Origin of the sequence: Blastopirellula marina DSM 3645, assembly GCF_000153105.1 — a bacterium.
Classification (GTDB): Bacteria; Planctomycetota; Planctomycetia; order Pirellulales; family Pirellulaceae; genus Blastopirellula; species Blastopirellula marina.
In genome coordinates this window covers 1114643-1141616 of the sequence record NZ_CH672377.1, presented here as the reverse complement: position 1 = coordinate 1141616, position 26974 = coordinate 1114643, and the positions used below count along the sequence as shown (strand labels likewise).

Genomic DNA, 26974 nt, shown 5'->3' with positions numbered 1-26974 from the left:
AAGATTTCAACGGAAACTTCCCTGCGCACATTGGGGGCGGCCTACAGGAGAAATGGAGACCGCTCGTTATAATTGAATCGACGTATTCCCCTTTCGCGACGAGACATCTATGCTGGGCCCTGGCCAAACTCCCCACGATCAACTTTCGCCCGCTGCGGCCTCCGACGGCCAGACGCTTGGTCTGACCGACTATCTGCTGAAGATTTTGAATGCGCGGGTTTATGACGTCGCGATCGAATCGCCGCTGGAACAAGCGGCCCGGCTGTCGAAGCGAATTGGCAACGCGGTCTGGTTCAAGCGGGAAGACAATCAACCGTCATTCAGCTTTAAGCTGCGCGGCGCTTACAACAAGATGGCCCATCTGACGCCGGAACAACTGTCGCGCGGCGTCATTTGCGCCTCGGCCGGAAATCACGCGCAAGGAGTGGCGCTCAGCGCCCACCGTTTGGGATGTCGCGCGATGATCGTCATGCCGGTGACGACTCCCCAGCTGAAAATTGAAGCGGTGCGCTCGTTTCATGGCGAGGTCACGTTGCACGGCGAAAGCTACTCGGACGCCTACGCCTTTGCGATCGAGATCGCTCTCGAGCAAGGGCTGACCTTCGTTCATCCGTTCGATGATCCGGACGTAATTGCCGGTCAGGGGACGATCGCAATGGAGATCTTACAGCAATTGCAACAGCCGATTCATGCGATCTTTTGCGCGATCGGCGGAGGCGGTTTGATCTCCGGCGTCGCCGCCTATGTCAAAGCGGTCCGGCCTGAGATCAAAGTGATCGGCGTGCAGATCGCCGATTCCAATGCGATGGTTCAATCGGTCGCAGCAGGTCGACGCGTCCAACTGAGCGAGGTCGGGCTCTTCTCTGACGGCACGGCGGTGAAGTTGGTCGGCGAAGAAACCTTTCGGATGACGCAGGCGCTGGTCGACGCGTTTGTGGTGGTCGACAACGACGCCGTGTGCGCGGCGATCAAGGATGTGTTTGAGGATACGCGCAGCATTTTGGAGCCTGCGGGCGCATTGAGCGTCGCCGGTCTGAAGCAATACGCGGCCGAGAACAAGCTGACGAATTCGAACCTGATCGCGGTCACGTGCGGCGCCAACATGAACTTTGATCGACTGCGGTTTGTCGCCGAGCGGGCCGAAGTGGGTGAGCAGCGCGAGGCGCTGATCGCTGTTTCGATTCCGGAGCAACCAGGGAGTTTCAAACGCTTGTGTGAGTTGCTGGGAACCCGCGGGATTACGGAATTCAATTACCGCATGTCGGACAAAACCCAGGCGCATGTCTTTGTCGGGCTAACGACGTCGAACCGGCAAGATACCGCCGATATGATCGAGAAGCTGAATCGGCATGCGTTTGCTGCGGTCGACCTGACCAATGACGAACTCTCGAAAATGCATGTTCGATACATGGTCGGCGGGCGAAGTCCGCACGTCCAAAACGAACGGCTGTATCGCTTTGATTTTCCGGAACGCCCCGGTGCGCTGATGAAGTTTCTGTCGCACATGCCGCCTAGTTGGAATATCAGCCTGTTCCACTATCGCAGCCAAGGAGGCGATGTAGGGCGGATCTTGGCCGGGCTGCAAGTACCCGATAGCGAGATGGCCGGGTTCGAGGAATTCTTGAGCGGGCTGGCCTATCCGTGCGTGGATGAAACCAACAATCCGGCCTATCGACTCTTCCTGTAGTCGGACGCTTTAGAACATCCGCACGAGCAGTCGGATGCCGACAAAGCAGAGCGCCAGGGCGAGCATCTTCACGATCAGCGAACCCTTCAGTTTGGTCGAAACGGCCGCGCCGATCGGAGCGCCCATCATGACGCCGACCGCCAGATACATGGTGGTCGAAAGTTCTCCCTGAAACTCGCCCATGCTGACATGCGTAATTGTCGCGGTCAACGCAATAAAGGTGAGCACAAAATGAGAGGTCGCCGTGGCGAAGTGGGGCGGCATCTTCAAGGCGCGGATCAAAAACGGCACGTGGATGATCCCGCCGCCGATCCCGAGCAAACTAGAAACGACGCCGATATAGGCGCTGCCGAGCGAGCCGATCAACATCCGCGTCCCAGCGATCGGCTGGTTCGTATTGTCCGTCTCACTGGTCGATCCGAGAGGATTGGAGAATAACCAGGCGCCGATCAGAACCAGCAACGTGCCGAAGATCGGATCGAATAATTCCCGCGGCATTTCTCGCACGAGCATCGTTCCGAGGATTGCGCCGGGGATGCCTGCCACGGTGAAGATCGTGCCGGCGCGATAGTCGATGCGCCCCATGCGCATGTAGGCGACCGTACCGGAGTAGGCGTTGAAGAAGACGACCGCCAGCGAGATCGCCGTAATCTTGGCGGGGGATTCATCCGGCATCATCATCAGCAGGATCGGCACCAATACCGATCCGCCTCCGGCGCCGACCAATGTTCCGTATCCGCCGACCAAAAAACCGATCGGCGCGTAACGCAGGAACTCTTGGATTTCGGGAGAGATCATCACATGGACCTTAGATCTGAAAGTCGAACGGAGGTCCCTGCGGGCGCTGCGGATCGTTGTGATCAACGCGGCGAGCCGATTGAGGAGGCCAAATCCAGGCGAAGAGCAGGTGCGTACCCCATCCCCAGAAAAGCGGAATAATCACGCTGGCGGCGATCAGCAGCGGCGTATTCAAACGTTTCTCCCCGTTCCCTGTGGATGCGACAGGGTCGATTGTACGCTACTGGGCGCGGCCGCCAACCGCAGGAGAGTCGCTTGAATTTGATAGCATTGTCCGCTTTTTTCTCCTCACTATCGAGGAATTACGCCGACTTTCCGGGCGGGAGGGACTTACTTCGGCAATCCGCTGGAGGGAATGTATTTTCCCCCTATCCAAAATCACGTTAGCAGCTACAATTTCCCACTGAACCGATCAGATGGATATCTCATCGGTTTAAGAGTTGAGCACGCACCAACGTCGTAAGCGGCGTTGGTTTGATCTACTTCGATCTTTTGGCCTAGCTTCTTCGGATTTGCTCGGCGTTCAAGATTATTCAGACTGGCATATATCGCTTCCTTTCATTCGGCCGCTCGCCTACTAGCTTGCGAATCTGAAATGACAGGCCGAATGAACGCGACTGGCTCGCGGCCGATCTGCAGGTAGCGGATCTTTGCGTCTCTCGACATGAGCGTCATGTCGCGCGAATTGGTCATTGCACCAATTTGTATTGTCATTGACGCCGCCAGTAGCCGCCGGAGCATACACCTATATCCTCGAGCGCTCGAGGACTGCGCCCGTTGCGGTCGCATTGCACTTAACTACGTTAGGAATGATTTGAGTATCACTAGTTTTCGCGATTTGCAGCTTAGCGAAGCGATCCAAGAAGCCTTGGCCACCGAGAAGTATCACACGCCTACCCCGATTCAAGGCCAAGCGATTCCTCATTTGCTGGAAGGGAGCGACCTAATCGGTTGCGCCCAGACCGGAACCGGCAAAACCGCCGCGTTCGCATTGCCGATTTTGAATCAACTGGATCTCGACCGCAGTCGCGCTGATGCGTGTGCTCCGCAGGTGTTGGTGTTGTCGCCGACCCGCGAATTGGCGGTGCAAATCGCCCAAAGCTTCAACGTCTACGGACGTAACGTCAAGTTCCGTTTGACCACCATCTTTGGCGGCGTCGGTCAAAATCCGCAAGTTCGCGCTTTGAAACGCGGCGTGCATGTCGCGATCGCGACGCCGGGTCGTTTGCTCGATCTGATGGATCAGGGTTACGTCGATCTGAGCCAGGCCAAGACGTTTGTCCTGGACGAAGCGGACCGCATGCTCGATATGGGTTTCATGCCGGCGCTCAAGACGATCGTCTCGAAGTTGCCAAAACAGCGTCAGACCATTTTCTTCACGGCGACGATGCCGCCGAAAGTGGCGCAGTTGGCTTCCGGCCTGCTCAACAATCCGGTCCGAATTGAAGTCGCGCCCGAATCGACCACGGCCGAACGGGTCGAACAACGCCTGATGTACGTCAGCCAGGGTGACAAGCGAGCGTTGCTCGAACACTCACTGCAGGCCGAAGGGGTTGGCCGTACGCTCGTCTTCACCAAGACCAAGCATGGCGCCGATCGTTTGGCTAAAGAGTTGAACGCCTCGGGGATTCGCACCGACGCGATCCATGGCAACAAGACGCAGAACAAGCGAAATCGCGCCTTGGAAAGCTTCCGTAGCGGTCGCTTGCAAGTGTTGGTCGCCACGGATGTCGCCGCTCGCGGTATTGATGTCGATGGCGTAACGCATGTCGTCAACTTCGATCTGCCGATCGACCCGGAAAGCTACGTCCATCGCATTGGTCGTACCGGTCGCGCCGGCAAAGAAGGGATCGCTTTGTCGTTCTGCGATTTCAGCGAACACGGCACGTTGCGTGCGATCGAACGTTTGATTCGGACCACGATCACGGTCGACGCCGATCATCCGTTCCATGTCGAGCCGCGTTCGCGTGGCCCGCGTTCAGGCGGCGGCGGTCCGCGTCGTAGCTACGGCAAGTCGTCGGGACGTCCCGCCGGCAATGGCGGTGGTCGCAGCGGCGGATATTCGCAAGGTGGCGGCGATTCGAGCGAACGTCCGAAAACTTACGGCGGCGGTCGCAGCGGCGGAGCTAAACGAACCGGCGGCAAGCGTCCGTTCGGCGCCAAGTCGAAGCGCCCTGAGTAGTCGTCAGTTGAAATCAAAGAAAGCCGAAGACAGGGTGACTTGTCTTCGGCTTTTTTGTTTCTTGGTTTCGACCGACCAAGGCCGAAAATCCTCGATCTACGAAACGCTGGGCGCCGGCTCGGGATGAAACGCCGCTTCGGCCAACCGTTTGGCGTAGTTGCGAACATCCGCCGGCCAAGTCGCCGACATCTCGTCAAATCGCGTTTCTTCCGCCGCGAACAGCGCTCGCGACGCTTCTTCAAATCCCGCCATATCGCCGGCCATGGTCGACATAAAGCGATAGGCGACCTCTTGGGAGCGCCGGATACGATCGGCCGGTCCGCTGACGCGCTTCGCTTCCTCAACCAAGCGGCGCAAAGCCGCAGAAGCGCCGCCTGATTGCGTGTCGAGCCAATCCCAATGCCGCGGCAACAGCGTCACTTCGCGAGCGACCACGCCCAATTTGGGACGTCCGCGACCGCGGGGCGCTGAAGTTGGCGGCGCATCTTCGAGCGCCCATTGGGCCGCTGTTTCCAGTCGATCCAGCACGTCGGCCAGATCTCCACGAAAGTCAACTTCCACTTGATGTGCCGACGCGTCGTCGAAGATCAGAATCGGCGCATGGTCCTCTATATGAAGCGACTGGTGGATCGCCGGTGCGATCGCGGCCAACTCTCCAGAGCCGATCAGTCGAAAGCCCTCAAACGCGGTGCACGCAGTTCTAGCGGTCGCTTGCATGTTTCTCTCCTAGGAAGCTCGGGTGCGGTATTATTTTTACCCGGGTAAAAATAATCGGCAAGCTGGACGGGAGAAATTTAGGGAAATCGTGATGCAATTTGCCTCGAAATGACTTTTCGTTGATAAAGGCGACGCCAGCCGATTTTCTGCGTCACTGTCCGACCTGAATAAAGCTTACGGATTCTTTCCGGTTCACTGGGATATATGCCAGTACTTTCAGCAACACGCGAAACTTCTCTATCTCTCACGCGTTCGGTAGATAACGGCAAAAACGGTTTCACATCAAATCGAGGGAGATATTCTCCATGATTACCAAAGTGATGAGTGCGGCATCGCTGATTTTGGCGACAATCGTATCGACGGCGGCGCTAGGGCAACCGTCCCGACAGCTTCCTCCTGGAGTCGAGATGAAAAAGGATTTGACCTACGCCAAAATTGGGGATCGCGAGCTAAAACTCGATCTCTATCTGCCCGAGAAAGCGAAGGAACCGTTGCCGCTGGTCATCTGGATTCACGGCGGCGGCTGGATGGGGGGAAGCAAAGCTGGTTGTCCCGCGCGGCGGCTGACATCAGAAGGCTATGCCGTTGCGAGCGTCGAATATCGACTAAGCGGTGAGGCGATTTTCCCGGCCCAGATCGAAGACTGCAAAGCGGCAGTTCGCTGGTTACGAGCCAACGCTGGAAAGTACGGCATCCAGCCCGATCAGTTTGGCGTCTGGGGAAGCTCGGCCGGTGGGCATCTGGTGTCGTTGTTAGGGACGACCAGTGACAGCGGACAGTTTGATGTCGGTGAGCATCTCGACGTTTCCAGCCGAGTCCAGGCCGTTTGCGACTACTATGGTCCGACCGACCTGCTTCAGATGGACGTGAAAGCGATTCCCCGGGCGCGGAAACATCTCGATCCCAACTCGCCGGAGTCGAAGTTGATCGGCGGACCGATTCTCGAAAACAAAGAAAAAGCGGCCAAGGCGAACCCCATTGAGTATATCAGCGAAAAGACTCCCCCGTTTTTGATCGTGCACGGAGACGCCGATCCGACCGTCGCCCACTATCAAAGTGAATTGCTGTTTGATGCGCTGAAAAAAGCGGACCTTCCGGTTCATTTGCATACCATCGAAGGGGGCGGACATGGAAAGGGTTTTGGCGGCGTCGAAGTGACCGAAATGGTCAATCAATTTTTCGAGCGTACATTGAAGAGCGACGAGGCCGTGAAGAACGTAGCCGTGACTTCGACCAGCAAAGCCAGCGAGTCGCGTTCGGGCCAAGGTTCGCCAATGGGTCGCGAACGTCGGCTCACCTACGAGCAAGTGATGGCTCGCGCCGATCGCAATAAAGATGGCCAGGTGACCAAGGAAGAGTTCGACGGTCCTCCCCGCATGTTTCCAGTTTTGGACCGCAATAAGGATGGCTTATTGGACCGGAAAGATTTCAAGTAAGCCGCGTTTTTTCGACATTTTTCACCACCGACGACACATTCTACTGTTAAATCGGTTGTATCAGATGTCGCCGGGTGACGCCGAACGCCCGATCCGCATCGATTTGTCCCCAGGAATTTGAGAGCTATGAATCCTTCGACTTCGCTTTCTCGCCGCCGCTGGATAGCGGGCGCTTTCGGCATCGCCTGTTTTTCGACCCGTGGGTTTTTCGCCGACTATCTGATGCCCTCTCCTGCGTTGACCGAAGGGCCGTTCTATCCCGATAAGATGCCGCTTGATCAGGATAACGACCTGATCTTGATCCAAGACAGCATCACGCCGGCCGTGGGCGAGATCACGCATTTGACGGGGCGCGTGTTGTCGAGCAGCGGCGAACCAATTCGCAACGCAACCGTCGAGATCTGGCAATGCGACGCGAACGCCGTTTATCTGCATACTGCTGATAGCGGACGCAAGCAGAGCCAACAAGACAAACACTTCCAGGGGTTCGGTCGATTTGAAACGGCGTCGACCGGCGAATATCGCTTTCGCACGATCAAGCCGGTTCCCTATCCAGGGCGTCCGGCCGGTCACATTCACGCGAAAGTGAAGGTCGGTGGACGAGAAGTGCTGACGACGCAGATCTTTGTGGCCGGAGCAGAAGGAAATGCTCGCGACGGCGTTTACCGCAGTGCAGGCGACCTGATTGATCGCGAATTGGTGACAACCGACTTTACGCCGATCGCTGATTCCAAAATCGGCGAGCTGACGGCCTCTTTTGATTTCGTCATCGGACGTACTCCGAACGATCGAGATTTCCCTTCCAATCGCCGCGGTTCACGCTAAGGCGGTCTTTCTTTTCTTCAGGAGCTTGGAACATGAGATGGCAAAACATAGCGTCGCTGGCAATCGCCGCGGCATTGGGATTGGCGACGACCTCACTTTGGGCGCAAGGCCCCGGTGGTCCAGGCGGACAGGGAGGACCTGGTGGTCCCGGAGGTCAACGGGGCGGCAACCAGCAACGGGGCGGTGCGCCCGACGAGATGCTGGCCCGACTGATGAAGCTCGACGCTGATCAAGATGGCCAGCTCTCCAAGGCCGAAGTAACCGATCGTCGCTTACTTCGCTTGTTCACGGCGGCGGACGCCAACAAAGACGACGTCGTGACTGCCGATGAGTTGAAAACACATTTCGCCAGCCAAGTGAGCAACGCCCGCGGACAGCAAGGGGGCCAAGGTGGACCCGGCATGGGCCAAGGTGGACCTGGTATGGGACCGGGCGGCATGATGGGACCTCCGCGCATCGGCGAAGTGATGCCTAGCTTCCTGCAGCAGATGTTGAAACTAACTCCGCAGCAACAGGCCCAAATGGCCGCGCTGCAACAAAAGGTGAACGCCGAATTGGCGAATATTTTGACCGATGAGCAAGAAGAGCAATGCGCTCAAATGATGCAGGGCGTCCCCGGCGGTCAACGCGGTGGACAGAGCCCTGATGGTCAACAAGGCGGCCCTCGCGGCGAACGTGGCCCACGCGGTCAGGGTGGCGGTCAAAGCGGACCTCGCGGGCAGGGAGGCCAGGGCGGGAATCGCTAATCAGCGCGAATCATGTCAGAAGGGGACGAGCCGCAGCGCTCGTCCCTTTTTTTATGCGCCGAGCGTCCAGATGCGATGTTGCGGCAGCATAGGCACGAAACAACCATCGCCCTCTGGTTAACGTTGGTGGGTGACGTTGGTATGCTCGCCCTTGGTGTGCGCAGACTCTCAGGTTTTTTTCGGCAATGTGTCGAACATCACGCGCAGATCCAGCAGGTTTTTCGCAAAGGGAAATGGATGGTCGATCGTCGCTATGAAGGAATTCGTTTCGCGGTGGATCGGGTAGTGCACGACGGACGCCAGCGCGATATCGTCCGTCATCCCGGCGCCGCGGTAATATTGCCGATTGTTGACGCCGATCAGATTTGTTTGATTCGCAACTATCGAGTTGCCGTCGACGAAACGTTGATCGAACTACCGGCCGGCACGCTCGAACCGAATGAGCCGCCCGAGGTGACCGCCGCCCGCGAGCTGACCGAAGAGACCGGCTATTCCGCCGAATCGGTCGAACTACTGGTCCAGTTCTATCCATCGCCGGGAATCATGGATGAGCGGATGTTTGTTTACGTCGCCACGGGACTCACCGAGGGGCCTCCCGAACGTGAAGCGGGTGAAGAAATCGAAAACCTGATCGTGCCGCTTGCCGACGCGATCGCGATGATCGGCGATGGCCGCATCAAAGATGGCAAGACCATCGCGGGCCTGCTGTATTACGAGCGTTTTGGACGCCGGTCCTAAGCGCCGTTCCGCGCACAAAAAAGCTCTGCGAACCAAAGCTCGCCGAGCTTTTCGACGGCAGATGGGGTGTTGCCGCGGGACCGTTAATCGAAGGTGATGACTTGGCCATCATTGCGCGCGGCCATGTTGCCGAGCGTGGTCGTGTTGATGGTGACATTGATGTTACGCACGCTGCCGTCGCCAAAGACGAACTGGCAAATCCCCGGATGGTAACTGCCAAACAGGCCGCCGCTGGTATCGCGAATCGTACGAACTAACGCATTCCCTGTGCCCGCCTTGCGAACAGAACTGCCGTGGTCGCCGTCATAGGCGCCGCTGTCACCATATCCCTTTTCCCCGAAGTGATCGATGTGAACGTGCTTCTCACCGATCAGGAACGTGTTGCTGAGACCATCGGTGATGTCGCGGAATGCCAAACCGCCTCGATTGCCGGAACTCGACGGGTCTCCTTGGAGGCGGTAAAACACGCCGTTGAAGGAAGTCGAGGTCCAGTAGTCAGTGCCGGTGGTTCCGGCATTCGCCGCATAGTCCGCCAGCGCACCGTTGACAACAACTTCCGGGGATGAGTTGTCACGCACGTCGCCGTCGCTCAATTCTTCGGGAGAACGGCGCGAAGGGCAGAAGTAGGCGGAAAAGGGGGTTTCACGAGCCAGTTGATTTGCGGAATCATAGTACTGTTTCGTCAGGTCCCACTTATCGAACAAGACTTGCTGTTCCGCAAACGGCAAAATATCCACGAGCCAAGTCTGACGGAGGTCGACACGGCCATTGGGCAGATTTCCGAAAGTGTCATGGTGATTGTGCATCGCCAAGCCGATCTGCTTCAAATTATTGGAGCAGCTCATGCGTCGCGCCGCTTCTCGAGCTTGTTGGACAGCGGGAAGCAACAGCGCGATTAAGACGCCGATAATCGCAATGACGACCAGCAACTCAACTAGGGTGAACCCGATCCGAGATCGGTCGCGACGAGGTGCGAACATAGACAAGCATTCCAGGAGAACTTCGATGAAAAGATAAGATCAATCCCGGATAGGCGGGATATTATTGCAAAATAACAGAAATTAATAGATTCTCAAATGCTCTGAGCTCGATTTCGGTAGGAATCTTGCCTGCTGGGGGGGCTTAAGGGAGTTCTGGCGATTAAGTCCCATAACTCCTAGCGTTCCAGAATTCCTTTACCAGATTAGGGCTAGGCAAATGCCTAGCTAATCGAGACTCACGACTTCACCGTCATTTCGCGCCCCCAGACGACCAAGGATCGTGGTGCTAGTCGTGATGTTCACATTGCGGACGCTTCCATCGACGAAGACAAACTGGCAAATGCCAGGGTGATAGCTTCCAAAGATATTAGCGCTCGTGTCGCGGTTCGTGCGAGCTAAAGAGCGGCCGGAGCCTGTGTACCGATTCGACTGACCGTGATCCCCGTTATAGGCAGGGCTGTCGCCGTAGGCTTTCTCGCCGAAATGATCCAGGTTGACATGCTTTTCACCGACCATGAAGGTATTACTCGTTCCGTCGGTAACATCCCGTAGTCCAAGTCCTTTGGTCGCTCCTTGCCCGTTCAGGCAGAAGACGCCGTTAAACGTAGGTTCGTTGAAGTAGTCGTTTACGCCGGTTCCAGCGTTACAAGCGTAGTCCGCGAGCGCTCCTTTAATCGTGTAGGCATCACCATCGCTCTTGGTGTCTTGGCTCAGTTCCGAGCCGTCGCGCCGCGAAGGGCAGAAGTACGCTTCGACCGAGATTTCCCGGGCGACTTGATTGTCGGCGTGGTAAATGTTTTTGGTTAGGTCCCACTGATCGTAGACATTTGTCTGTTCAATGAACGGCAAGATATCGACGAGCCAAGTCTGGTGGAAGTCTTTGCGGCTGCAGGGGAGCGAACCGAACGTGTCGTGGTGGTTGTGCATCGCTAGTCCCAACTGTTTCAAATTGTTGGAGCAACTCATGCGCCGCGCCGCTTCGCGAGCTTGTTGGACGGCGGGGAGCAATAGGGCGATCAAAACGCCGATGATCGCAATAACGACCAACAACTCGACCAAGGTAAACCCGGTCCGGAAACGAGTTCGCTGAGAGGAGATCTGCATTCTGCGGCCGCCTTCGTAAAGAAGAAAAGTGGATAAGAGATCTAAGTAAATATCTGAAATCAGATGAAAATAACGACTTTAAAAAAACACTCAAAGCCGCTGCGCTTTATTGTAGAAGATTTATCGGCATTGCAAGTGGTTTGCGGTGCAGATAATTCCAAACAAGATATCTACGCTCATGATTCGGTGGCGTCGCTAGTCAAGAATAAACTAACGGAATGGGGAAGATATCGCCCAAGAATTGCCATTTGTGTTTGATAAAGGCAAGCCGGGTCGCATAGATACGAGCCCGGCTGTAGATGGCATGCCGCTTCAAACTACCAATCGGTGTTGACCACTTCGCCGTCGTTGCGAGCCGCCAGATAGCCGAGGGTCGTTGCATTAATCGTCACAGGAATATTGCGAACGCTGCCGTCCACGAATACGAATTGGCAGATGCCGGGATGGTAGCTTCCGAAGATGTTGGAAGCCGTGTCGGCGGGAGAGCGGGCCAGCGTTTTGCTGGGGCCAGCGAAGCGCATCGAGTTGAAGCCGTCGCCGTTGTAGGCGCCGCCGTCGGTGAAGTCGAGTCCTCCGACTCCGAACTTTTGGATGTCGACATGCTTCTCGCCGACAAGAAACGTGTTGCTCGTGCCGTCGGTGACGTCTCGGAACGACAGGCCTTGCGGCGCTCCACTGCCGCTGGTTCCGAAGAGTCGGAACAAACCGGTGAATGTCGCGCTATTGGCATAGTCATTCGTGCCGGTGCCAACGTTGGCGGCATAATCCGCGACCATGCCGACCACGAAAGTTGAGCCGGAGTTTTGTAGCGACTCTGGTTCGCTCAGCATGGGCCCGCGACGTGAGGGGCAATATAACTGTTCGACCGCAGTTTCTCGGGCCGTTTGGTTATCTGCGTGATAGTAGTTCTTGCTGCGGTCCCATTGTTCCGACAAGTTGTTTTGCTCGAGGAACTTCAGGGTATCGACGATCCAGTTGGGATAGGCGTCGCGACGACTATTGGGCAAGTGTCCGTAGGTATCGTGGTGATTGTGCAGCGCCAGTCCCATCTGTTTTAGATTGTTGCTACAGCTCATTCGGCGGGCTGCTTCACGCGCCTGTTGAACTGCTGGCAACAGCAAAGCGATTAACACGCCGATAATCGCAATCACGACAAGAAGTTCCACCAAGGTGAAAGCGGCTCGTCCTTCGCGACGAGTGGAAATGGGATACGTCATGAGTTCGCCCTTTGGCAGTACAAACCAGGAAATGGATTAATCCGATCTCAGGCATGAGAGGGAGCGGATTGCACGCATCAGCGCCATTTCGGGGCGACTTAAAGGCGAAATGCGGTCGTGTTAGTTTGCAGGATGGGGAGAAACAGTCTTCGGAATGAGCGAGGGACGTTGCCCCTTTTCTGTGGGGGAGAGGGTTGATTGCGAAAATTCCTAAAAAGCTGCAATAGATCTCAAACTCTTTCCGTTTCATGACAAATGTACTAGAATAGAGGGGGATTAAAAGCGTTATTTTACATAATTACAGGGATATTTATGGAATATCGACATGCGCTGTTTGCTTTTAGCTGTTTCGCGATTCTGGGCGTTACCGCCGGCTGCGGAAACGGAACCTATCCGGTGCACGGATCGATCGTTTATCCCGATGGCGCACCGGCAAGAGAACTTAGAGGCGGCGCCGTCGAGTTCGATTCTCTGGAACAAGATGTCAGCGCACGCGGTTCGATCGATGACGAGGGGAAGTTCGTCATTTCGACCTTCGAGGCCGAAGATGGCGCATTGCCAGGAAAGCATCGCGTGCTGATCGTGCCGCGTCAGGCCACCGGCGATGAACGCGTTGGCAAAGTGATCGAAGCGAAGTTCCAAAGCTACGAAACTTCAGGATTGGAACTCGAAGTGACCGCCGGCATGAATACGCCGACTTTCACCGTTGAACGAGCCAAGTAGAACGCCAAAGAATCGCAGGCAAGCGGACCCTTCCGCTTGCTTGACGACTAGTAGTCGTACCAGATGCCGAAGCCGATTTGCTGTTCTGAATAACCGGTGAACGAGTATTGACTGCTCGCTCCATTCAGATATTGCAAACCGATTCGCAAGAGATGACCGGAATCATCGCCGACCCAGGCCCAGCCGGTTTGTACGGTAACCGTTCCGCCCCAATTGACGTCTTCGCGAAGATGCCCATCGATCGCGAAAAAGGGTTCTCCCCAGGGGCCTGTAGCGTAGATCGGTGACCATTCGAATCCGAAGTCCAGTTCCCACGGCTTGGAGAGGCTGGTCGTATAAAACGCCCAGCCGATTTGTCCATAGATGCGAATCTTTTCGCGCAGATAAATCGAGTGTCCAAAGATCAGCACGTCACGTGAGTAGTTTAGCCGGTTATAGCCGGGATTCTTGATCAGGAACTCGTCCCCCAGATGCGAACTGAGGTGATAGTAACCGAAGCGCGAACGGTGATTGGGCGCCTGGTCGTAGCTCCAAGTCAACTGATTACCGGCGCGAAAGTCGACGGCGCGAACGTCCACTTCTTCCGGAATGTCGAGTCGCACATGCGCCGAACCTTCGACGTCCCACTGGATGCCTTGCGGCATATAGGGATCATGATTGCCATAGCGGAAGACGCCAAAGCGTCCGCCGAGGTTGCCGTCCAAAATGGTCGTGTCGCCGGTGAGATCGACAATCTTCACCGCCATGCGAGATTCTTTGACGTTCGCCAGATGTGCTTTGTAGATATGCCCGGTGGGCAAGACTTGCCAATCATCGTAGTCGCCTGAAGCGTCGTACCATGGTTGATTGTTCAGTTCGTATTCGGAAACTTCAATCGGCCGGTCCGGAAAGGGCAACGCTTCCTGGTTGCCTGCTTCGAGATGCGAAATAGCAAAAGTTGGACGAGGGCCGGTATATTCGTCACCGGGTATTAAGGTATCGAGATCGCGCTGGTAGGCTTCTGGATATTGAGCCAGCGCTGATCCAATGCCGAAGAGCAGCCAGGCAATCATCCCTACGGCGACGCAAACCGCGTAACGGAGATTCGTTCTGTCGCCTGTTCCGAAATTCATCGTTCTACTTCCGCTCTTGCCGTTAAAACTTCAGCGCGATCAGGGAGTTCAACTGTCTCTCGCGGTGAAACTTGAGGGGGCGTAGTCTAGTGATTGGTCCTGGCCGGCTCTAGAGCACTTTTCGTCTCAAAGGTGAACCGGTTCACGAATTGCAAAAATATTTCCGCTAGCGAAACATTGATTGAGCCATGGTCCTGTTGGAATTCAGCATGTCGCCCCTTAATAAAGGGGACAGTGTCAGCGAGTACGTTGCCCGCAGTCTCGATATTATCGACAAAAGTGGTCTCGAATATCGACTTCATGCCATGGGAACGATCATTGAAGGCGAGATTGATCAGGTGCTAGCAGTTCTCAAAGCCTGTTTAGAGGCGATGGCCGCCGATTGCGACCGTGTTACATGCACAGCAAAACTTGATTATCGAGCTGGCTATTCAGGCCGCCTGCAAACAAAAGTCGATGCGGTCGAGCAGAAGCTGGGACGCAAACTGAAAACCCTTGGTTCAGCTAGCAGCGAGCAAGATTCGTAATGCGCTACGATGCTATCGTTTTGGGGGGAGGAATCGTCGGGCTCGCAACCGCCTACGAAATACTGCAACGTGATCCCGATCGTCGCGTCATCGTCTGCGAAAAAGAGGTCGCGTTAGCGACGCATCAAACGGGACGCAACTCAGGCGTGCTCCACTCGGGCATTTATTACAAGCCTGGTTCGCTGAAAGCGACCAACTGCCGCGCCGGCAAAGCGTTGATGGAACAGTTTTGTCGCGAGCAGTCGATCCCGTATGACATCTGCGGAAAAGTCATCGTCGCCGTCGAACCAGCCGAGTTGCCGCAACTGCAGAAGATCTACCAGCGGGGGCAAGCCAACGGCGTCCGCTGCGAGCGGATCAGCCGTGAGCGACTGCTCGAGTTGGAACCGTATTGCGCCGGGATCGAGGCGATTCATGTGCCGGACGCCGGAATCGTCGATTATCGCCAAGTGAGTGAAAAGCTGGCCGATTTGATTCGCCAGCGCGGCGGCGAAATTCGCCTGAACGCAAAAGTCCTTTCGATTATCGAACACGAAAGTGAAATTGCGATCGAAACAACCGCCGGATCATTGATCGGCGAGATTGCAATCAACTGCTGCGGGCTCTACAGCGATCGAGTTGCGCAACTTTCCGGCGCCAGGCCCGAGGCCCAGATTGTGCCGTTTCGGGGAGAATACTTCGAGCTGAGCTCGGAATCAGAGCGACTCTGCCGCAACCTGATTTACCCCGTTCCCGATCTTAGCTTTCCGTTTTTGGGCGTTCACTTCACGCGGATGATCCACGGCGGCGTCGAGTGCGGTCCCAACGCAGTGCTGGCGCTGGCCCGCGAAGGATATGGAAAATTCGATGTCAACTTGCGTGATTTGTGGGAGTCGATTTCGTACGGCGGTTTTCGGAAATTAGCCGGGCGGCACTGGAAAGCAGGCCTGCAAGAGCTGTATCGGTCTTGCTCACGGACCGCTTTTTTAAGGTCGCTACAGCGTCTGGTGCCGGAGATTCAAGCGTCTGACATCTCCACGGCGCCGGCCGGCATTCGCGCCCAAGCGATCGCTCCGAGCGGCGATCTGGTCGACGACTTTTTGATTCAGCGGGCAGGGCGCATGGTGAACGTGCTCAATGCGCCGAGCCCTGCCGCGACGTCTGCGCTGCAAATTGCGAAAACGATCGTGGATACGCTTTAAATCTCTCGCTCGGCGCCGTCTTCCTTGTAGACGACCTTATAGAGGTCGCGGCGGCGATCGTTCCAGTTTTGCACATTGCCGCTTTCTCGGTGCCGGCGTAGTTGCTCGACATCTACGTCATGGATAATCATCGTCTCGATGTTCGGATTGCACTCGGCGGCGATCGCATCGCGAGCGAACTCGGCGTCGGCCGGCGTAAAAATTGCTGATTGGGCGTAGTGCAGGTCCGAGTTTTCAACGAAAGGCAAGTTGCCGGTGCAGCCCGAGACGGCGACATAAACGTGATTTTCGACGCAACGAGCCAACGCGCAATGCCGAATTCGCAGATAGCCTTGTCGCGTGTCGGTATTGAAGGGAACAAAGACGATTCCGGCGTCCTTCTGGGCCGCGATGCGGACAAGCTCCGGAAACTCGATGTCGTAGCAAACCAGAATCGAGATTTTGCCGCAGTCGGTGTCAAACACTTCGACCTTGTCCCCGGGCGAAACGCCCCACCATTTGCGTTCGCTAGGGGTAATGTGGATCTTGTATTGTTTGCCAAGCGTCCCGTCGCGACGGAATAGATACGAGACGTTGTAAAGGGTCTCATCTTCGATCACAAACTGCGAACCGCCGATGATGTTGACGTTGTGCTTGACCGCCATTTCAGTGAACAGGTCGAGATATTGCGGCGTGAACTCGGCCAGACGTCGAGCCGCTTGGCCGGGACGCGAGCCTGCGACGCACGAGAGCAATTGGGTCGTGAAGAGCTCTGGAAAGACCACAAAGTCGCTTTTGTAATCCGACGCGACGTCGATGAAGAACTCGCACTGGGTCGCGAATTCGCTGAAGTCTTTCACGGGGCGCATTTCGTATTGCACCACCGCCAGGCGAATCGGTTCGACCACGTGGTGGTAGCGACGTTTGGCGCCCCGTTGATAGTCGAGATTGAGCCACTCCAGAAACGTCGCGTAGCCCCGTGACGCTTCGTCGCCAGGAAAATAATTGGGAATCAAACCTTGCAGGGCGAATCCGTTGGCCAGTTGGGCGGTTAACACCGGGTCAAACAGGGCCCGGTCGACCACTTTCTCGATGTATTCTCGGGCCGAAAGCGAATCGGCATGGTTGTGATAGCCGGGAATGCGGCCGCCGATGATGATCCGCGAGAGGTTGTAATGCCGGCAAACTTCTTTGCGAGCGTCATAGAGACGCCGCGAAAGTCGCATGCCGCGGAACTCGGGGTCGACCATGATTTCGATCCCGTAGAGCGTGTCTCCCTTCGGATTATGATTCCGAATATATCCGTTGTCGGCGACTGCAGACCAGTTGTGCCAGGCCATGTTCGGGTTGTAGTCGACGATCAAACTGCTGCTGGACGCGGCTAGTTTGCCGTCAATTTCGATGCAGATCTGTCCGTCGGGGAAGGTCTTGATCTGACTCTCGATATGTTCGCGACTCCAGGGCTTCATCCCCGGAAAGCAGCGACCTTGCATTTCGACCAACTGGTCAAAGTCATCGATCGTCAGATTACGGATGACGGTTTTCCACTCAAAATCCTTCAGATCCAGCGTTTCCATCGGGCGTCTTTCGGCTTGCGGTCGGACATGCGTCTGCATTCTCTATTTTTAGAGAAACAGGGGAGAATCTACAATCGCCGTCGCGCGGCTAGTCGTCGCCAGAATCGACGGAAGTTGCGCCGCGGCTGCGCATGTAAACCAACGCGAACCAATCATACAGAAAGTGCGTGGTGATCGGCGCGATTAAGTCCTCCGTCCAATAGAACAGCAGCCCAAAGTAGCAGCCCATTGTGGTCGCGGCGGCGGCATATTCAGGCGATAGATAGTGGGCCAGGCCAAATAAGACGCTAGCGGCAATGATCGCCGTCGCAGCGCCCCCAAACGACTCGGACAAGATCGACGTCAAGCCAGATTGCAGAAAGCCGCGAAAAAGCGCCTCTTCGCATAGTCCCGCGGCAAACGCCACAATTCCCAATTCAAACACGGTGGCCGAGGAGAACTGAGGGACAACTTGCGTTTCCATCACACGCCGCAAATCAAGCGACGCGGCGCTTTTGTTGAAGCGGAGAAAGAAGAAAAAAGCGATGAGCGGCAAAGTTGCGACGGCGCCAATCCCAAATGCCCAAGCGGCCGCCAGCGGTTGTTCCGCTGTCCAACTGGCGCTTTGCCAGGGAGAAACGCCAAACATCCAGCCCAAAAAGATGGCGACGCCCAGCAGCGCCGCTTCGAGCAAAACAACCGAGCGAACAAAGTATTCTGCATGCTCGCGAGGACTTAGCGGCGGCGCTTCGTCGATTTCCGGCTCGTTTCGGGGGTCATCTTCAGACAAAAAATTCTCGGCGGCTGGAGACTGGGCGACTTGCCTGCAGCGGCGTTTCCCGTCGTTAATGGTACCGCAGTTGCCGTGCGAAGTCATTCCGCCGCCGCTTGGTCCGGCGGAAAAGAGCTTGCCAGATCCCCCTCGCCAGCGGTTTACCCTCTTACTGGTTGACCGAGCGGATCAAGCCGCCGTAACATGGGAAGTTTGTGTGTTGGTTCATCGACTTGATATAGCGGAGCGAATCCGGTGCCTGGAACGTGCGTCATCGGCTTGCAGTGGGGAGACGAGGCCAAAGGCAAGCTCGTCGATTTGTTGACGAAGCGCCACGATGTGGTCGCTCGGTTTTTGGGAGGCGCGAATGCCGGCCATACCGTCGTCGACGGAGAAAACACCTATAAACTGCACCATATTCCGAGCGGGATTCTCAGCCTCGACGTCGCCAACGTCGTCACGGCGGGCGTCGTCATCAATCCGCCGATTCTTTTGCAAGAGATTGATGGGCTAAAAGCTCGCGGAGTGCCGGTGAACAACCTGCAGCTCAGCGATCGCGCCCACATCATTTTCCCTTGGCACATGGCCGAAGATCGGGCCATGAATCAAGCAACCGCCGACGGGGAGAACATCGGCACCACGATGCGCGGTATTGGGCCCTGCTATCGTGATAAAGTCGGCCGCGCCCATGCGATTCGACTCGGCGATTTGGTTCGTCCCGGTCTGAAAGAAAAGATCGCGCTGATTACGGCCGCCAAAAACAAGACGATCGCCAGCATGTACGACAGCGGAGCATTTACGCCGCTTGACGCCGATGCGATCTATACCGAATACGCGGCGTACGCCGATCGAATGCGCGAATATGTGACCGATTCAACCGCCTATCTGCTCGATGCGGCCGATGAGGACAAACGCATTTTGTTTGAAGGCGCCCAAGGGGCGCTGTTGGACGTGGATCACGGAACCTACCCATTTGTGACCAGCAGCAACAGCTCTGGCGTCGGCGCTTCGGCCGGGTCAGGCGTTCCCGCCAAGTTCATCACCCAAGTGATCGGCGTCATCAAAGCGTACAGCACGCGCGTCGGCGGCGGCCCTTTTCCGACCGAGCAGGAAAACGAGCTTGGCGAAAAGATCCGTAATCGCGGCAACGAATTTGGGACCACCACCGGTCGCCCGCGTCGCTGCGGCTGGTTTGACGCGGTCGCCGTTCGCTACACCGCGCGGATCAGCGGCGTCGATACGCTGGCGCTGATGATGTTGGACGTGCTGTCGACGTTGGACGAGATCAAGATCTGCGTCGCCTACGACCTGAATGGAGAGCGTCTGACGCACTTCCCTAGTCACGTCGATGACATTCGCCAGGTCAAGCCGATTTACGAGACGCTACCCGGTTGGGCGGAAGAAATTACGGGCGCTCGGAGCCTCGAGGATTTGCCGGCCAACGCACTCGCCTACATTGAGCGAATTTCGGAACTGGTTGGCTGCGAAGTAGGCGTCGTTTCGGTCGGTCCCGACCGCAAGCAGACGATTTTTACCGAGCCGATGGCCATGTTGGCGGGCGCCGCGTCGTAATTCTCCGCTCGCATGGCGAGGGGACGAGTCGTTACAATAACGCGACACGAAGCGAAAGCCTGACCTGGTTTTCGCGGTCGTCGTCGTTCGACCGGTATCGCATTGATCGCTCCCGCTGTTCGCCATGAATTCTGAATCGTCCAGTCAATCTGTGCAATCTGACCTAGGCGTCGCTGCCGAACGTCTGCCGCGTCATATTGCCGTGATCATGGATGGCAATGGCCGCTGGGCGCAGCGACAAGGCTTGCCGCGTGTAGAAGGGCACCGTCGGGGAGTGACGTCGGTGCGACGCACCACGGAAGAATGCGCGAGGTTGGGCATTCAACAACTGACTCTTTACTGCCTGTCGAGTGAAAACTGGAAAAGGCCGCAGTACGAGCTCGACTTTCTCATGCATCTGCTGGAGCAGTACATGATCGAAGAGCGGAGCACGATCATGGCCAACAATATCCAAGTGCGCATCATCGGTCGCCGCGACGGCATTCCAGAGCAAGTGCAGCACGAGATGGATCGCACGATCGAGCTGAGCGCCGCCAATACCGGGACGACCCTTTGCCTGGCGATTAACTATGGCGGTCGCGGCGAAATGGTCGATGCGGTCCGGAAGATGGCGACTGCAGCCGCTGCCGGAACTCTTGAGCCGGCGAAGATCACCGAAGACGCCATCGCCGCCCATTTGTACACCGCCGGCATGCCGGATCCCGACCTGTTGATTCGCACCGCCGGCGAAATGCGGATCAGCAACTTCTTGCTGTGGCAGATTAGTTACGCCGAACTTTGGGTTACGCAGCAATGCTGGCCCGAGTTTTGTGAAGAAACGTTGCACCAAGCGATACGCGACTTTGCCGGACGAGATCGGCGATTTGGCGGGTTAAAGGTCGATTCTGCGGAAGGAGCGACTTAGCCTGTGCTGAGATGGCGATTGATCGGCGCTGTGGCGATCATCGTTCCGGTCGTCCTGCTTTGCTGGTTGGACTATAGCTGGAACTTTGACCGCCCTGGAATTTGGCTCTTACCGTTGGCGATTTTGATTGCAATCGCCGCGTCGGAAGAAGTGCTAGGGCTGCTGCGCGCAAAACAGTTGCGTCCCGCCGGATGGGCTTGCCACGTCGGTACCTTGCTGGTGATGGGAAGCGCTGGGCTCTCGATCTTTTGGCCCTTTGCTCCGGCGACGCTGCCTGCAGATTCGTCCAAGTGGATCTTGTTCGCGCTCGCCGCTAGCATGGTTCTGTCGATGATTAGCGAAATGCGCCGGTACGAAAAGCCAGGCTGGGCGATCGTGCATGTCGGTTTGACAATCTTTACGATCGCCTATGTCGGCGGCCTGATGAGCTTTGTTTTGCGGCTGCGCCTGATGCATAGCGATTTGCCCGATGGCAACGCGTGGGGAATGATTGCGCTGCTCTCGATGATCGTCGTGACCAAAACGTCGGATGCCGGCGCTTATTTCACCGGACGATTCATGGGCCGCACAAAACTAGCGCCCAATTTAAGTCCTGGCAAAACGGTCGAAGGAGCGATCGGCGGATTGATCGCGGCCATGTTTGGCGCCTGGATCGTATTCGCCGTGGTGGCGCCGCAGCTGACAACGAGTGAACCCCCAGCGTTTTGGCGTCTCTGTCTGTATGCGGTCTGCGTAGCGATCGCCGGCATGATCGGCGATTTGGCCGAGTCGCTGTTTAAGCGGGACATGGAAAGCAAGGATTCCAGCACTTGGCTAATAGGACTGGGGGGTGTGCTCGACGTGATGGATTCGATATTGGTCGCCGCGCCGATGGCGCTATTTTTCTGGGAAATCGGCCTGGTAGGGCCCCGGTAACCAGCTTTCAACCCGATTAAGACGATCTAAAGGAATGTAAAGTGCTATCATGAAATAAGTTAGCGCATCGGCGGCGGAATTTCGATTTCGTCCGACGAAAGATTGTCTATATTTTTAGTGGTGTTGAAATCATTCTTCCTGCGAGGGCCTTTGCGGTCAGCGCTTTCTGCATGTACGAAGCGACTATCCGATTTCTCGACAACTCGTCCGTTCTCCAGCTATTTGGCGCACGCGATCAACATGTTCGCCGTATCCGCGAATCACTGGGCGTGACGATTACGCATCGTGATGGCCAAGTGCGCATTTCCGGTCGTGAAGTCGCCGTCGCCCAGGCGACCAAGGTGATTGAGGCGCTGCGAAAAAAAGTGGAACGCCAAGGGCTGATTACGCTGGACGAGGTGGAAGACTCGTTGGCCGATGTGACCGGCGAAACGACCAAACCCAAGACGCTGCCGATCGCCGTCTTCAAGAAGACGCAGCGGGTCACGCCGATGACCCCAGGTCAGGCCGTCTATGTCGAGACGATGCGCGAACATGAAATGGTGTTCGCGTTGGGCCCTGCCGGTACCGGTAAGACCTTTTTGGCGGTCGCATTGGCGGTTGAATCCCTGTTAGAACAACGTATCCGCAAAATCGTCTTGGTTCGTCCCGCGGTCGAAGCGGGAGAGCAACTTGGGTTTCTCCCTGGCACGCTGCACGAAAAGATCAATCCTTACCTGCAGCCGATGCTCGATTCGCTAGGCGAAATGATCGAGCGCGATCAGGTCGCGCGGTACATGGAGCAAAACGTTATCGAAGTAATTCCGCTGGCGTTCATGCGGGGAAGGACCCTGAACGATGCGTTCATCATTTTGGATGAAGCGCAAAACACGACGATTTCACAAATGAAGATGTTTTTGACCCGCATGGGGAAGAACTCACGCATGGTGATCTCTGGCGACGCGACGCAAAATGACTTGCCGCATAACGTAAGCAGCGGCTTGAGCGACGCGATCCTGCGCCTGAAGGATATCCAGGGAATTGGCCAAGTGCAGCTGACGCAAGCCGACATCGTCCGGCACGCGCTGGTGCAAGAAATTGTGAACGCTTACGAACGGGGACCGAACACGACCTAGTCGAACGCAAATTATGCCTCCCCATATCAAATCCAAAACTCGTTCCGATCACGTTAGCAGCATCGTCCTGAAACCAGGCGCGATGCGTCGCTGGATCGCGCAGCTGCAGCGCCCCGAGAATGCGGCGATGGTAGCGCTCACCGCCGTGACGGCGCTGATCCTGTGGGCGGTGACGATCTCTTGGATGCCGCCGTTCTCTTTTCGCGAGGATTTTGTCCCTCCGCGCGATGTCGTTTCCCGCATTGATTTCGCCGTGCCTGACCCTGCCGGTGATCAGCGTGCGCGTGACGCCGCCGCCGCCAATGCGCTGACGGTCTATGAAAATGATCCGGCGCCGCTCGAACAAATGCGGGGGAAATTACAGTCCGCCCTGGCGCGGATTGTATCGGCCAATGAATTCACACCCGAAATCGCAGCCGCTTGGGACGAGTTTCTGAAAACGCCCAGCGCTCCGGATCAAGCGATTCCAGAAACCGAAAAGCGCCGCCACTTTGATAAGTTTCACGCTTTCTACGCCAAAGAAGGAAAGCTGACGGCGCTAGAACAAGGAGTCGCCGCCGCGCTGACGAACTTCACTAAAAACGGCCTGATGGACAACAACGACCAGGCCGAGAACAAAGGGAACAAGGCCGAAGTCATCGTCTATCGCAAGGGAGAACCCGATGCGCGGCGGACCGTTTCGATCTCGGACTTGCTGATTGCCCAGGCCCGCAACAATCTGAAAAAAAATCTAGAAATCGAGCTGAGCCAGCTCCAAGAAGAAGAGTCGAACGCCGAGGTGATCGACCCGATCTACTACTGGATGAGTTCCAACTTGCCCAGCACGCTGACAAAAAACGAAATCGCCACAAACACGCAACGACAAGCGACCATCGACAAGGTCGAGCCGGTTATGCGGCATATTCCCTCCGGCGAAGCTCTCGCCAAGGGAGGAGTGCCGCTTGAAGGGGAATCGCTGAAGCTGCTTCGTAGCGAGCACGTTGCATTTTGCGATAGTCTGCCGTTGATCAAGCAACTATCGCGATCGTTATCGATCTTTGGCATGTTTATCGCCTTGGCGACTTTGTCCGGCGTCTATCTCGCGTTCAAGTCTCCCCAGGTCCTGCATTCGGTTCATGACTTCTTGATGTTTTTGACTCCGGTCGCCGGCTCTGTCGTGCTGGCGTACTGGATCGACGACGCGTGGCGCGCCGAGCTGGTGCCGCTGATGGCGCTTGGCATGTTGCTAGCGATCGTCTATCGCCAAGAGTTGGCGCTGTTGGTTTCGGCCTGCGCTATGTTGGCGGCGGTCTTTTTGGTCGGCGAAGGACTCGCAACTTTCGTAACGATCGCGGCGGCGACCGCGACCGCGATCTTGATGACCGTGCGGATCCGCAGTCGCACCAAGTTGATTTTTGTGGGCGTTTGGGCTGGCGTCGCCGCTTTCGCAACGCAATTGGGCGTAGGAGTCGTCGTTGGTCAACCGCTGGGACTGCGCCTGTTAGAAATCGCCGCTTGGCAAGCAGGATGGGCGATTGTGACCGGCTTCTTAATGACCGGCCTGTTGCCGTTCATCGAAAAAAGCTACGGCGTGTTGACCGATATCAGTTTGCTGGAGCTGGGAGACGCCGCTCACCCGCTGTTGCAAGAGTTGGTCCGCCGTGCGCCCGGCACCTATAACCACTCGATCAACGTCGCATCGATCGCCGAAGCGGCCTCGGATGCGATCGGCGCCAACGGACTCTTGGCCCGCGTCGGCGCTTATTTTCACGACATTGGCAAGATGATGAAGCCGGAGTACTTCATCGAAAATCAGTCTGGCGAAGGAAACCGTCACGCTACATTGCTGCCGGCGATGAGTACTTTGATTATCATCGCCCACGTGAAAGATGGCGCCGACCTTGCGCGCAAGCACAAGTTGCCTCGGGCGATTATCGACTTTATCGAACAACACCACGGGACTACGCTGGTCGAGTATTTCTATCGCGAAGCGAGCCGCCGCAACGAAAACGATCCTTCCAGCTCGGAGGAAGTGGACGAAAGCAGCTATCGATATCCCGGTCCCAAACCGCAGTCGAAAGAGGCCGGGGTAATGATGATCGCCGATATGATCGAGAGCGCCAGTCGTACGCTGGTTGATCCGACTCCGGCGCGTATCGAGAACCTGGTCGAAGAGTTGACGATGAAGCGTCTGCTCGATGGTCAGTTTGACGAATCGGGTTTGACCTTATCCGAATTGCGGAAGATTCAAGACAGCGTTACGAAGAGCCTGACGGCCGTTTATCACGGTCGCGTAAAATACCCTAGTCAACAGCGAGCCTAGAACATCTCATGGATGATGAGCCCGACGAGGCGGTCGAAATCACGCGTCGCACGCAATATGCGGCGCCGACCGACGAAGCGGTTCGCCAAGCGATAGCGGCGGTTTTTGCCGGCGAGTCTATTGAAGCGTACGAAGTCAGCGTCGCGCTAGTCGACGATGCGGAGATTCACGAGGTGAATCGCCGTTTTCTCCAACATGATTACCCCACCGACGTCGTGACGTTCAATCTTTCGGCGGACGACGATCTGCTGGAAGGGGAAATCGTCATCAGCTGCCAATATGCGGCGGCCGAGGCCGAAAAGTACCAGTGGCCGGCCAAGCACGAAACGCTCCTCTATGTCATCCATGGCGCTTTGCACCTGGTCGGGTATGACGACCATGAGGACGAAGATCGCCTAACGATGCGTCGGCTCGAGCGGGTTTATCTCGAACAAGTCGGACTGGAGCCGCCAGAGTCGCATCGCCATTTAGAGACTCCCCAGACCCCGCGAGGCGCCGCCCGATGAATGCGTCGCTCTTATTTTGGACCTCCTGTGCTGGCGCCGCGTTCATGATTTTGGCGGCCGTGACGGGTCGTGTGCTGCATGACCTGAGTTGGCACGAACTGGAAGAGTTCTGTGATCGCCGCCGACAAATTCGCTGGTTTCGGATCATTCACGAGAATCACGAAGACGCCGGGTTCGCCGCCCAGTGCCTGCAAGTGCTAGGAACCGCCTTCTTTCTGGTCGCCGGTCAGGCCTGGTTACTTGGCCTTGGCAAGACTAGCACGTTGACCCCGGCGGGTTTTGCAACGGACGTACTAGCGGTTGCGTTTGTTTTGCTCGCGTCGACGGTCTGGCTACCTTGGGCGGTCGCCGAGCATTTCGCACCGCAGTTTATTTACTACACCTGGCGTTTTTGGGCCGTGGCGAGCATCATCTTTTCGCCGCTCGCCTGGGGCGTTCGCTTTGTCGAAGGATTTCTCCGCCGCTTGGCGAATATTCCCCACGAAGTAGTCGACGAAGAAGAAGAGTTTGAAGACGAGATCCGCACGATCGTCACCGAGGGGCTGCGGGAAGGCCTGCTCGAAGAAGATGCGCGTGAAATGATCGAAAGCGTGATCGAACTGGGAGATATCGACGTCGCTGACGTGATGACTTCACGCAGCGAGGTCGACGCGTTACCGATCGAAACGTCGTGGGAAGATGTCGTGAAGTTCGTCCATGAGACGGGGCGCACGCGGATTCCGGCCTATCACGAGGGGCTCGATCAGATTGTCGGCGTCCTGTATGTGAAAGATATGCTGTCGGAACTGGTCAAGCCGGCCGCGGACCGCAAGTCGCTGCGTGATTTGGCCCGCAAAGCGGCGATGGTCCCCAAGTCGATGCCGATTGACGAACTGCTGAAGCAATTTTTGCGGGAACGAAATCACATGGCGATCGTGATTGACGAATACCACGCCGTCGCCGGGCTGATCACGATTGAGGACATCCTAGAAGAAATCGTCGGCGAGATTGTCGACGAACACGATCAGAATGAAGAAGAAGAAATTGTCCGCATCAGCCGCGATCAAGCCGAAGTGCAAGGGCGCGCCCACATCGACGATGTGAACGAAGAGCTAGGACTCGACTTGCCGGTCGGCGACGATTATGACACGCTCGCCGGAATGGTGATCAGTCGCTTGCAAAAAATCCCCAAGACTGGTGATCGCATTCGGGTCGACGATGTCGAGATCGTGGTGATAGCAGCCGATCGCCGGCGAATTCAAAAATTGCAACTGACGAAACTCGATCCAGCTGAATCTCCTTCGACGTGATGTCGGGTATCCTAGGTCTACTTCTGAAGTCGTAGGGTCCGCTTTGCGGACCAATCATGCCGCTCGGCAATTCTTGGTCCGCACAACGGAC

General features: G+C 56.5%; 25 protein-coding genes. 16 read left to right on the top strand and 9 right to left on the bottom strand.

Annotated features, from left to right (window positions below; all coding sequences use genetic code 11):
* Positions 1-109 precede the first annotated feature (109 nt).
* Complete coding sequence (gene ilvA, locus DSM3645_RS23715; RefSeq protein WP_002655162.1) at positions 110-1687, top strand: threonine ammonia-lyase, biosynthetic; 1578 nt, start codon at positions 110-112, stop codon at positions 1685-1687.
* 9 nt (positions 1688-1696) lie between these two features.
* On the opposite strand, the gene DSM3645_RS23710 is transcribed toward ilvA, so the two are convergent.
* Positions 1697-2485, bottom strand: a complete 789-nt coding sequence (locus DSM3645_RS23710; protein WP_002655161.1) for a sulfite exporter TauE/SafE family protein — start codon at positions 2483-2485, stop codon at positions 1697-1699.
* A 10-nt stretch (positions 2486-2495) separates the two neighbouring features.
* Positions 2496-2660 (bottom strand): hypothetical protein, encoded by a 165-nt coding sequence (locus tag DSM3645_RS30550; RefSeq protein WP_002655160.1) that lies wholly within the window; start codon positions 2658-2660, stop codon positions 2496-2498.
* A gap of 639 nt (positions 2661-3299) precedes the next feature.
* Between DSM3645_RS30550 and DSM3645_RS23700 the strand changes: the two genes are divergently transcribed.
* The gene (locus DSM3645_RS23700) at positions 3300-4667 is read left to right on the top strand and encodes a DEAD/DEAH box helicase (RefSeq protein WP_237564921.1); all 1368 of its coding nucleotides are present in this window, start codon (positions 3300-3302) and stop codon (positions 4665-4667) included.
* Between the two features lie 96 nt (positions 4668-4763).
* Here DSM3645_RS23700 and DSM3645_RS23695 read toward each other — a convergent pair whose 3' ends face one another.
* Entirely contained in the window at positions 4764-5384 is a 621-nt protein-coding gene (locus tag DSM3645_RS23695) for a DUF2239 family protein (protein ID WP_002655158.1), read from the bottom strand.
* Positions 5385-5689: 305 nt separating this feature from the next.
* Here DSM3645_RS23695 and DSM3645_RS23690 point away from each other — a divergent pair, with 305 nt between their 5' ends.
* The 4 genes from DSM3645_RS23690 (at position 5690) to DSM3645_RS23675 (ending at position 9129) form a co-directional block, all read left to right on the top strand.
* Positions 5690-6820, top strand: coding sequence for an alpha/beta hydrolase (locus DSM3645_RS23690; protein ID WP_002655157.1), 1131 nt, complete (start codon positions 5690-5692; stop codon positions 6818-6820).
* Between the two features lie 126 nt (positions 6821-6946).
* Positions 6947-7645: a dioxygenase family protein gene (locus tag DSM3645_RS23685; RefSeq protein WP_002655156.1), complete on the top strand. Its 699-nt coding sequence runs from the start codon at positions 6947-6949 to the stop codon at positions 7643-7645.
* 32 nt (positions 7646-7677) lie between these two features.
* Positions 7678-8391, top strand: a complete 714-nt coding sequence (locus tag DSM3645_RS23680) for a hypothetical protein (protein WP_002655155.1) — start codon at positions 7678-7680, stop codon at positions 8389-8391.
* A 237-nt stretch (positions 8392-8628) separates the two neighbouring features.
* Positions 8629-9129, top strand: a complete 501-nt coding sequence (locus DSM3645_RS23675) for an NUDIX hydrolase (RefSeq protein WP_002655154.1) — start codon at positions 8629-8631, stop codon at positions 9127-9129.
* A gap of 83 nt (positions 9130-9212) precedes the next feature.
* On the opposite strand, the gene DSM3645_RS23670 is transcribed toward DSM3645_RS23675, so the two are convergent.
* The 3 genes from DSM3645_RS23670 to DSM3645_RS23660 all read right to left on the bottom strand — a co-directional run bounded on the left by DSM3645_RS23670 (position 9213) and on the right by DSM3645_RS23660 (position 12430).
* Positions 9213-10109, bottom strand: a complete 897-nt coding sequence (locus DSM3645_RS23670) for a DUF1559 domain-containing protein (protein WP_002655153.1) — start codon at positions 10107-10109, stop codon at positions 9213-9215.
* A 225-nt stretch (positions 10110-10334) separates the two neighbouring features.
* Complete coding sequence (locus DSM3645_RS23665) at positions 10335-11213, bottom strand: DUF1559 domain-containing protein (RefSeq protein ID WP_002655152.1); 879 nt, start codon at positions 11211-11213, stop codon at positions 10335-10337.
* 317 nt (positions 11214-11530) lie between these two features.
* Positions 11531-12430: a DUF1559 domain-containing protein gene (locus tag DSM3645_RS23660; protein ID WP_002655151.1), complete on the bottom strand. Its 900-nt coding sequence runs from the start codon at positions 12428-12430 to the stop codon at positions 11531-11533.
* 312 nt (positions 12431-12742) lie between these two features.
* Here DSM3645_RS23660 and DSM3645_RS23655 point away from each other — a divergent pair, with 312 nt between their 5' ends.
* The gene (locus tag DSM3645_RS23655) at positions 12743-13153 is read left to right on the top strand and encodes a hypothetical protein (protein ID WP_002655150.1); all 411 of its coding nucleotides are present in this window, start codon (positions 12743-12745) and stop codon (positions 13151-13153) included.
* A gap of 47 nt (positions 13154-13200) precedes the next feature.
* Here the strand turns inward: DSM3645_RS23655 and DSM3645_RS23650 are convergent, their stop codons facing one another.
* Positions 13201-14265: a DUF1207 domain-containing protein gene (locus DSM3645_RS23650; protein ID WP_002655149.1), complete on the bottom strand. Its 1065-nt coding sequence runs from the start codon at positions 14263-14265 to the stop codon at positions 13201-13203.
* 188 nt (positions 14266-14453) lie between these two features.
* Between DSM3645_RS23650 and DSM3645_RS23645 the strand changes: the two genes are divergently transcribed.
* A complete protein-coding gene (locus tag DSM3645_RS23645) occupies positions 14454-14792 on the top strand; it encodes an MTH1187 family thiamine-binding protein (protein ID WP_040352967.1) in 339 nt (112 codons plus the stop codon).
* Positions 14792-15973, top strand: a complete 1182-nt coding sequence (gene lhgO / locus DSM3645_RS23640) for an L-2-hydroxyglutarate oxidase (protein WP_002655146.1) — start codon at positions 14792-14794, stop codon at positions 15971-15973. The genes DSM3645_RS23645 and lhgO overlap by 1 nt, the downstream gene beginning before the upstream one ends.
* On the opposite strand, the gene DSM3645_RS23635 is transcribed toward lhgO, so the two are convergent.
* Both DSM3645_RS23635 and DSM3645_RS28895 read right to left on the bottom strand, forming a co-directional pair.
* On the bottom strand, positions 15970-17529 hold the full coding sequence (locus DSM3645_RS23635) for a carbon-nitrogen hydrolase family protein (RefSeq protein ID WP_040352966.1): 1560 nt from the start codon (positions 17527-17529) through the stop codon (positions 15970-15972). The genes lhgO and DSM3645_RS23635 overlap by 4 nt on opposite strands.
* Before the next feature lie 88 nt (positions 17530-17617).
* Complete coding sequence (locus tag DSM3645_RS28895; RefSeq protein ID WP_161603408.1) at positions 17618-18298, bottom strand: CPBP family intramembrane glutamic endopeptidase; 681 nt, start codon at positions 18296-18298, stop codon at positions 17618-17620.
* A gap of 237 nt (positions 18299-18535) precedes the next feature.
* On the opposite strand from DSM3645_RS28895, the gene DSM3645_RS23625 reads away from it, so the two are divergent.
* The 7 genes from DSM3645_RS23625 to DSM3645_RS23595 all read left to right on the top strand — a co-directional run bounded on the left by DSM3645_RS23625 (position 18536) and on the right by DSM3645_RS23595 (position 26883).
* Positions 18536-19852, top strand: coding sequence for an adenylosuccinate synthase (locus tag DSM3645_RS23625; RefSeq protein WP_002655143.1), 1317 nt, complete (start codon positions 18536-18538; stop codon positions 19850-19852).
* Between the two features lie 124 nt (positions 19853-19976).
* Entirely contained in the window at positions 19977-20756 is a 780-nt protein-coding gene (locus tag DSM3645_RS23620; protein WP_002655142.1) for an isoprenyl transferase, read from the top strand.
* A gap of 3 nt (positions 20757-20759) precedes the next feature.
* A complete protein-coding gene (locus DSM3645_RS23615) occupies positions 20760-21671 on the top strand; it encodes a phosphatidate cytidylyltransferase (RefSeq protein ID WP_081444991.1) in 912 nt (303 codons plus the stop codon).
* Between the two features lie 170 nt (positions 21672-21841).
* The gene (locus DSM3645_RS23610; RefSeq protein ID WP_002655140.1) at positions 21842-22786 is read left to right on the top strand and encodes a PhoH family protein; all 945 of its coding nucleotides are present in this window, start codon (positions 21842-21844) and stop codon (positions 22784-22786) included.
* Positions 22787-22799: 13 nt separating this feature from the next.
* Positions 22800-25088: an HD family phosphohydrolase gene (locus DSM3645_RS23605; protein ID WP_002655139.1), complete on the top strand. Its 2289-nt coding sequence runs from the start codon at positions 22800-22802 to the stop codon at positions 25086-25088.
* An 8-nt stretch (positions 25089-25096) separates the two neighbouring features.
* Positions 25097-25594, top strand: coding sequence for an rRNA maturation RNase YbeY (ybeY, locus tag DSM3645_RS23600; protein ID WP_002655138.1), 498 nt, complete (start codon positions 25097-25099; stop codon positions 25592-25594).
* Positions 25591-26883 (top strand): hemolysin family protein, encoded by a 1293-nt coding sequence (locus DSM3645_RS23595; RefSeq protein WP_002655137.1) that lies wholly within the window; start codon positions 25591-25593, stop codon positions 26881-26883. Before ybeY ends, DSM3645_RS23595 begins: the two co-directional genes overlap by 4 nt.
* Positions 26884-26974: the final 91 nt, after the last annotated feature.